Origin of the sequence: Burkholderia sp. E168m23 (assembly GCF_016586125.1) — a bacterium.
Classification (GTDB): domain Bacteria; phylum Pseudomonadota; class Gammaproteobacteria; order Burkholderiales; family Burkholderiaceae; genus Burkholderia; species Burkholderia orbicola.
In genome coordinates this window covers 1-576 of the sequence record NZ_BCPP01001690.1, presented here as the reverse complement: position 1 = coordinate 576, position 576 = coordinate 1, and the positions used below count along the sequence as shown (strand labels likewise).

General features: G+C 65.5%; 1 protein-coding gene and 1 pseudogene. Both read left to right on the top strand.

What is annotated here, in order from left to right:
• Nucleotides 1-177, top strand: a pseudogene (locus JMF90_RS39695) (capsular biosynthesis protein); the annotation flags it as partial.
• Nucleotides 170-576 (top strand): SDR family oxidoreductase (locus JMF90_RS39690; protein WP_201326612.1); only part of this gene is annotated, 407 nt, incomplete at its 3' end. The pseudogene JMF90_RS39695 and the gene JMF90_RS39690, both read left to right, overlap by 8 nt.

The window sequence follows — 576 nt, the reverse complement described above, 5'->3', positions numbered from 1 at the left end:
CAGGGGAAACTCGACGATTTCTGGCATGGCGGCGAGCTGCCGGACATGCATCTCTATCACGCCTTTCTGGACTACGTGATGCATCACACGCAAATCAACGGCGATTTCTACACCCGAACCGGCATCGAGATGGCGGTCGCGGGGGCGGTCGAGCGCCTGGATCGCGCGGATGCCTGATCAACTGCCGCGAAACATCGTCATCACCGGCGCGAGTGCCGGTCTCGGTCGCGCGCTTGCGCTTGCCTATGCACAGCCCGGCACGACGCTGGGGATCGTCGGCCGCAATTTCTCGGAGGTCGAGAAAACGGCGGCGACTTGCCGCGCGCACGGCGCCATGGTCGAAACGGGTGTCATAGACGTGCGCGATGCCGCGTCGACTGCCGCCTGGCTAACCGACTTCGACACCCGCCACCCGATCGACCTGCTGATCGCGAACGCCGGGGTGGCCAGCACGATCGCCCATGCGGACGACTGGGAAGACCTGGCGCGCACGGCTCGCGTCATCGACACGAATCTCTACGGCGCATTGCATACGGTCCTGCCGGTCATCGACCGGATGCGCGAGCGCAGGCGCGG